The sequence below is a fragment of the Arthrobacter sp. 10T413_2 genome, assembly GCF_056394205.1.
Map to the genome: position 1 here is coordinate 1 of NZ_JBFTHK010000224.1, position 5,716 is coordinate 5,716.

A 5,716-nucleotide genomic window follows, 5' to 3' on the forward strand; every position below is an offset into this window, starting at 1 on the left:
GGACTACCGCCTCCAGGTCACGCCCTACGAGCTGCAGCGCAATCTCGGCATTCTGTAGGCGGCCCCGGTGAGCCTGGCACGACGCCTCATAGCCGCCGGCTTCAGTGATCTCGACAAGGGGGAACGGTTCCTGGCAGCCCGGGAACTGGAGGGGCTCGACCAGGACGCCCTMTTTGCCGGGCTGCAGCTGGCGGCTAACCCGGACACGGCCCTGCAGTCCCTGGTCCGGCTGATCGAGAAGCACCCCCAGCTACGCATGCTCGCCGTCGCGGATCCGGAAGCCAGCGAACCGCTGTACCGGGTGCTGGGTGCCTCCGAGGCGCTGGGCGAATTCCTCATCCGCCACCCCGAGCACCTTGACGCCTTCGCCGCCCGGGTCAGCCCGGAACCGCTGGCCGCGGACCCGGCTGCCCTAAKAGCCCGGCTGCTGCAGTCAGTGCGGGCTGATCCGAAGTCTGCCCGGCCGGTGGCGGCCATCAGCGGGCAGGACGCCTACGCCGCCCTGCGKACGGCGTACCGGCGCGGGCTCGTGGAACTCGCCATCAAGGACCTGTGCGCGGCCGATCCCCTCGATTTCATGCCGGCTGCCGGTGCGGAGCTGGCGGACCTTGCCGGCGCCGCCCTGGAGGCGGCCCTCGCCGTGTCCCGGGCCGAGGCGGCGGAGAAGTTCGACGCCAAGGAGGTTGCCGACGTCGGGCTTGCCGTGATCGGCATGGGCAAGTGCGGCGCCMGCGAKCTGAACTACATTTCCGACGTCGACGTCATCTACGTAATCGATTCCGGCACTTTGGAGGACGTCCGGGCAACCATGATCGGCACGGCTCTCGCCTCGGGTATTTCGCGGGCGATCATGTCCACGAGCCGCGAACCCGGGCTGTGGGAAGTGGACGCCAACCTGCGGCCCGAGGGCAAGTCCGGCCCGCTGGTCCGGACGCTGGCCTCGCACGAGAGCTACTATGCGCGCTGGGCCGAGAGCTGGGAATTCCAGGCCCTGCTGAAGGCCCGGACCATCGCCGGCKACGCCGCGCTGGGGGCACGCTACGAGGCCGCCGTGACGCCGTTGATCTGGTCCTCGGCCGGCCGGGAAGGCTTTGTCGAATCCGTCCGTGCCATGCGCCGCCGCGTCACCGAGCACATTCCGGCCGATGAAGAACAGCGGCAGATCAAGCTGGGCCGGGGGGGACTGCGCGACGTCGAATTCACGGTGCAGCTTCTGCAGCTTGTGCACGGCAAGTCCGATGAATCGCTGCGCTGCCGGGACACCACGTCCGCCATCGCCGCGCTGTCCGCCGGCGGGTACATCGGCCGCTCGGACGCCGCGGAATTMGACCGCGACTACCGCTACCTGCGGCTCCTCGAGCACCGGATCCAGCTCTTCCAGCTGCGCCGGACCCACCTCATGCCGGTCAACGAAGCGTCGCTGCGCTCCCTCGCCAAGGCCGTCCTAGGCCCGTTCTCCACCGAGCGGCCCAAACCGGACGCCCTCGTGGGCGCGTGGCGAAAGACCAAGCGCTCCGTCCGCGAACTCCACGAACGCATCTTCTACCGCCCCCTGCTCAACACGGTTGCCACGCTGAGCAGCGAAGAGGCCCGACTGACTCCGGAAGCCGCCCAAGGCCGGCTCGCGGCCCTGGGCTACCTCGATCCCCGCKGCGCCATGCGGCACATCGAGGCCCTCACCGCCGGGGTCAGCCGCCGCGCCGCGCTGCAGCGCCAACTGCTGCCCATCCTGCTGGACTGGTTCGCCGACGGCGTGGATCCCGACGGCGGTCTGCTCGCCTTCCGGCGCGTCAGCGAGGCGCTCGGCACAACGCACTGGTACCTGGGCATGCTCCGCGATTCGACGGCCGCTGCCGAGCGGCTCTGCCATGTGCTCGCCAACTCCCGGTTKATCGCGGACCTGCTGGAGGTCTCGCCGGAGTCCGTGGCGTGGCTCGGAACCGACAAAGAGCTTGTCCCGCTCAGCTTCGAATCCCAATGGCTCGAGATCGCCTCGAAGATGTCCCGGCACGCGGACCCGGAGAGCGCCATGCGGCTGATCCGGCTGATCCGGCGCCGCGAAATCCTCCGCATCGCCATCGCGGACAGTGCCGGGCTGCTGGACCAGGACCAGGTGGGCGAAGCCCTCGCCGACACCGACCGGGCAGCCGTCCTGGGGGCGCTGCGCGTGGCGGAGACAATCATCACCGCCGAGGAACCGCTCAAGACGCACGTGCTGGTAGTCGCGATGGGCCGGCAGGGCGGCCGGGAGATCGGCTACGGCTCGGACGCCGACGTCATGTACGTCCACCGGGGATTGCCCGGCGTCCCGGAAGAGGAAGCGCAGGCGCAGGCCTCGCAGATCGTGGGCAAGCTCTCAAGCCTGCTGACCCAGCCGCTCAAACCGGCGATCCTGGCCGAACGCGTGCTGTCCGTCGACGCGGACCTGCGCCCGGAGGGCAAGAGCGGGCCCATGGTGCGGTCCCTGGAGTCCTATGCCGAGTACTACCGCCGGTGGTCTCTCGTCTGGGAGGCCCAGGCCTTGCTGCGGGCACGCCCGATGGCCGGCGACGACGCCCTGGCGGAGGATTTCATCGCCCTGATCGATCCGATCCGATACCCGGAGTCGTTGTCGGACCAGGACGTGCGGGAGGTCCGGCGGGTCAAGGCCAGGGTCGAGGCGGAGCGCCTGCCGCGCGGCGCCGACCCGGCCCGGCACCTGAAACTGGGCCGCGGCGGCCTGAGCGACGTCGAATGGCTGGCCCAGCTGCTCCAGCTTCGGCACGCCGGCAAGCACCCGGAGCTGCGGACCACCTCCACCGTGGAGGCCCTCGAAGCGGCCGCGGCCCTGGACCTGATCGATGCCGGCGACGTCGTGATTTTGCTCCGGGCATGGCGGCTGGCGAGCCGGATCCGTTCGGCCAACGTCATCTGGACCGGCCGGACCTCGGACCTGCTGCCCTCCTCCCGCCGCGACCTCGAGGCCGTGGCACGGTGGTGCGGCTACGGGCAAGGCAACGCCGCGGAGCTTGAAGAGGATTACCTGCGTCTGAGCCGGCGTGCACGGTCGGTTTTCGAACGGGTCTTCTACGGTCAGTAGCGCCGATCGGCGGCCAGCCAGTCACTGACCCACTCCGTACTGACACATGCCGCCGCCCGGTGCTACCTTGGGCGGATGGCCAGGCAACTGTTTGTGAACYTCCCCGTCCGGAATCTCGATACGACCGTTGAGTTCTTCACCGCGCTGGGTTTCTYCTTTAACCCGGACTTCACCGATGAGAACGCCACCTGCATGATCGTCAACGACGGTGCGTACGTGATGTTGCTCGTCGAGTCCTACTTCAAGACCTTCACCTCCAAGTCGGTGGCCACCACGGCGGACACCGCCGAGGTCATCATGTCCTTCTCCTTGGAGAGCCGTGAGGCCGTGGATGCGGTCATCCGGACGGCGCTGACCTCCGGAGGCAAGGCATCGGAGGAGGCCCAGGACTACGGCTTCATGTACACGCACAGCTTCCAGGACCCGGACGGCCACCTCTGGGAGGTCTTCTGGATGGATCCGGCCGGCCCGCCGAAGGACGCCGCGCTGTAGCTGCACTCAGCCGCAAGCCGCTCGCGGCGGCAGGCGCTGCCGGCATAGGTACGCTGGCTACATGGCTGAACACGTGTGGCTGCTGCCCATCAAGAACCTCGATGACGACGCCCGGGCGGTCAAACTGGGGGAGATCGCGCTGCTGGAACTCGGCGAAGGTCAGCGGAAGTTTGTTGGCGACCCGCTGCGGATGATGCTGATGGCGCTGGAAGAAGAGTCCCGGTACCCGTTCGCCGTGGACGTCAACGGAACGGCCGTGGGCGTGCTCACCCTCCAGCGGGGTGCGGCGACCCTGGCGGGCTGGCCCGACGACGACTCTGTCTGGCTACTACGGGGATTCCTGATTGACCGGCGGCAGCAGGGCAAAGGCATCGGCACGCTCGCCGCCGAGGCCGCCGTGCGGGAGGCAGCCAAACTGACGGCCGGCCTCGGAACCGGCCAGGCCGGCGTCGTGCTCTCCGTCAACGAAGGAAATCCCGGCGGCCTGGCCGCGTACCGTAAGGCCGGCTTTGATGACCGCGGCCGCTACGACGGCGGTGACGCCGGCCCGCAACGCATCATGTACCGGGCGTTCTGACCGGAAATGCAGCTTGACCGGTACGCCGGATGCATCAGTTGATCGAAAGCGCTGAAGTGCGGAGTGCGCACCCCGCACGATGCTACTGCGCCACCTTGATGCCGGCGGAGGTCCTGGAGGTCGTGGTGTAGCCGGTCTTGGAGCCGGTGACCTTKACGGTGATGGTCCGTCCCAGATCGCCGGAGGGGACCACATAGGTGGCAGCGGTGGCGCCAATGACCGCAGTCCCGGAGTGGTACCACTGGTAGGTCAGGATAACCGGGGACACGGCCCAAACGCCGGGCACGGCGGTGAGGGTGGAACCGACCTTCGCGGTACCGGTGATGATCGGTACCGGACCGTAGGTGATTTTGGCTGCCCGCCAAAAGGCGGTGAGGTACGTTCTCCCCAGGAACTCGTCGCCGGTCCGGGAGAAGTGGAACGCGTCACCGTCGTTCACGCCCCCCGCCATGGACGGTGCGAACGCGGTGTAGGCGACTCGTGAGGGGGTTCCCTTGTGGGACTTGTCAATGTTGGCTAACCCCGGTTGGGCCGCGATTCCCTCCGGTGCCAGGCCCCCCACCACAAAGGGCAGTTGAGGGGCGGCCAGTTGGGACCGAAAGTATCCTATGAGCTCGTCAAGCTTCGCACTGTATGCGGAGGTGGACATCCACCAGTTGCCTTCGCCCTGGTGCCAGAGGATGCCCTTGAGCTTCACGGTGTAGCCCGCCGCCACAGCCGCCGCGATCCCTTCGCGGGTCTGTGCAACTGCCAGCGCGGGGAGGTCGAATTCCGGGGCGGAGGCTGTGCCTACATTCCAGGTCGGGGTTCCCACACTGTTGGTAAACGCAGTGGCGCCGCGCGCCGCGGGGATGATGAGAACTCCGGCGTTGGCGGGCTGGTTTTTCACGTACCCGCGGGCAAAGGTCGTGGCGGGGGAGATGCCTTTKGCGACGTCGAGCATGTCCAAGGGGATGGTGGCATTCCGGAATGTGCGTAGCTTAGCGCCGTACTGGAATATCCTCGGGTCCGCCGGATCATCTGTGGTGCCGCTGGGGAGGCCGCGGCCGGACATATTTKACTGCCCGACAGCTAAGAACACATCCAGGACGGTKACCTTGGTCGCTGCCTGCGCAGGCGTCACGCCCGCGAGCATAAGGGCAGAGACTGTGAGGCCGACCAGTAGTCCTTGAATCCAGGTTGTCAGTCTTTTCACGGATCTMACTTCCCACGCTAGGCAGGGACGGCCAGCACCGACAACTAGCCGCCGTTCGGCAACAGCGACGCGACCCGAGCCAGCCGGGAAGGCTATTGTGGCCCAGGAACCTTCGGCTTTCCTTGAGCCTCCCGGCAAGGCCGACTATGGACAGCCGCAGAACTCACGCAACAAAAGGCCGGCCCGAGGCGGTGAACCTGGTGCCGGCCTTTGATGTGTCCAGGGTCTTGAGGACCCTCTGCGGGCTAGTCGCTGTTTAGCCCTGTGTTCTGGCTAGACCCCGTAGTAGAGCTCGAACTCAACAGACCTGACTGGGTGAAGTTGGGGGCGTTGAAATCCGATAGATTCCGGGGGTTTCGGTGCTGTCCATGAT

4 protein-coding genes are annotated in these 5,716 nt (G+C 67.3%); 3 read left to right on the forward strand and 1 reads right to left on the reverse strand.

Features of this window, described 5'->3' with window-relative positions:
• Nucleotides 1-67: 67 nt before the first annotated feature.
• The 3 genes from AC1DBQ_RS21000 (at nucleotide 68) to AC1DBQ_RS21010 (ending at nucleotide 4,148) form a co-directional block, all read left to right on the forward strand.
• Entirely contained in the window at nucleotides 68-3,079 is a 3,012-nt protein-coding gene (locus AC1DBQ_RS21000; protein ID WP_476930353.1) for a bifunctional [glutamine synthetase] adenylyltransferase/[glutamine synthetase]-adenylyl-L-tyrosine phosphorylase, read from the forward strand.
• A gap of 93 nt (nucleotides 3,080-3,172) precedes the next feature.
• Nucleotides 3,173-3,571, forward strand: coding sequence for a VOC family protein (locus AC1DBQ_RS21005; protein WP_476930354.1), 399 nt, complete (start codon nucleotides 3,173-3,175; stop codon nucleotides 3,569-3,571).
• 61 nt (nucleotides 3,572-3,632) lie between these two features.
• Nucleotides 3,633-4,148 carry a GNAT family N-acetyltransferase gene (locus AC1DBQ_RS21010; protein ID WP_476930355.1) on the forward strand — a complete coding sequence of 172 codons (516 nt, stop codon included), beginning with the start codon at nucleotides 3,633-3,635 and terminating at the stop codon, nucleotides 4,146-4,148.
• Nucleotides 4,149-4,230: 82 nt separating this feature from the next.
• Here the strand turns inward: AC1DBQ_RS21010 and AC1DBQ_RS21015 are convergent, their stop codons facing one another.
• Complete coding sequence (locus AC1DBQ_RS21015) at nucleotides 4,231-5,343, reverse strand: sialate O-acetylesterase (protein ID WP_476930356.1); 1,113 nt, start codon at nucleotides 5,341-5,343, stop codon at nucleotides 4,231-4,233.
• Nucleotides 5,344-5,716: the final 373 nt, after the last annotated feature.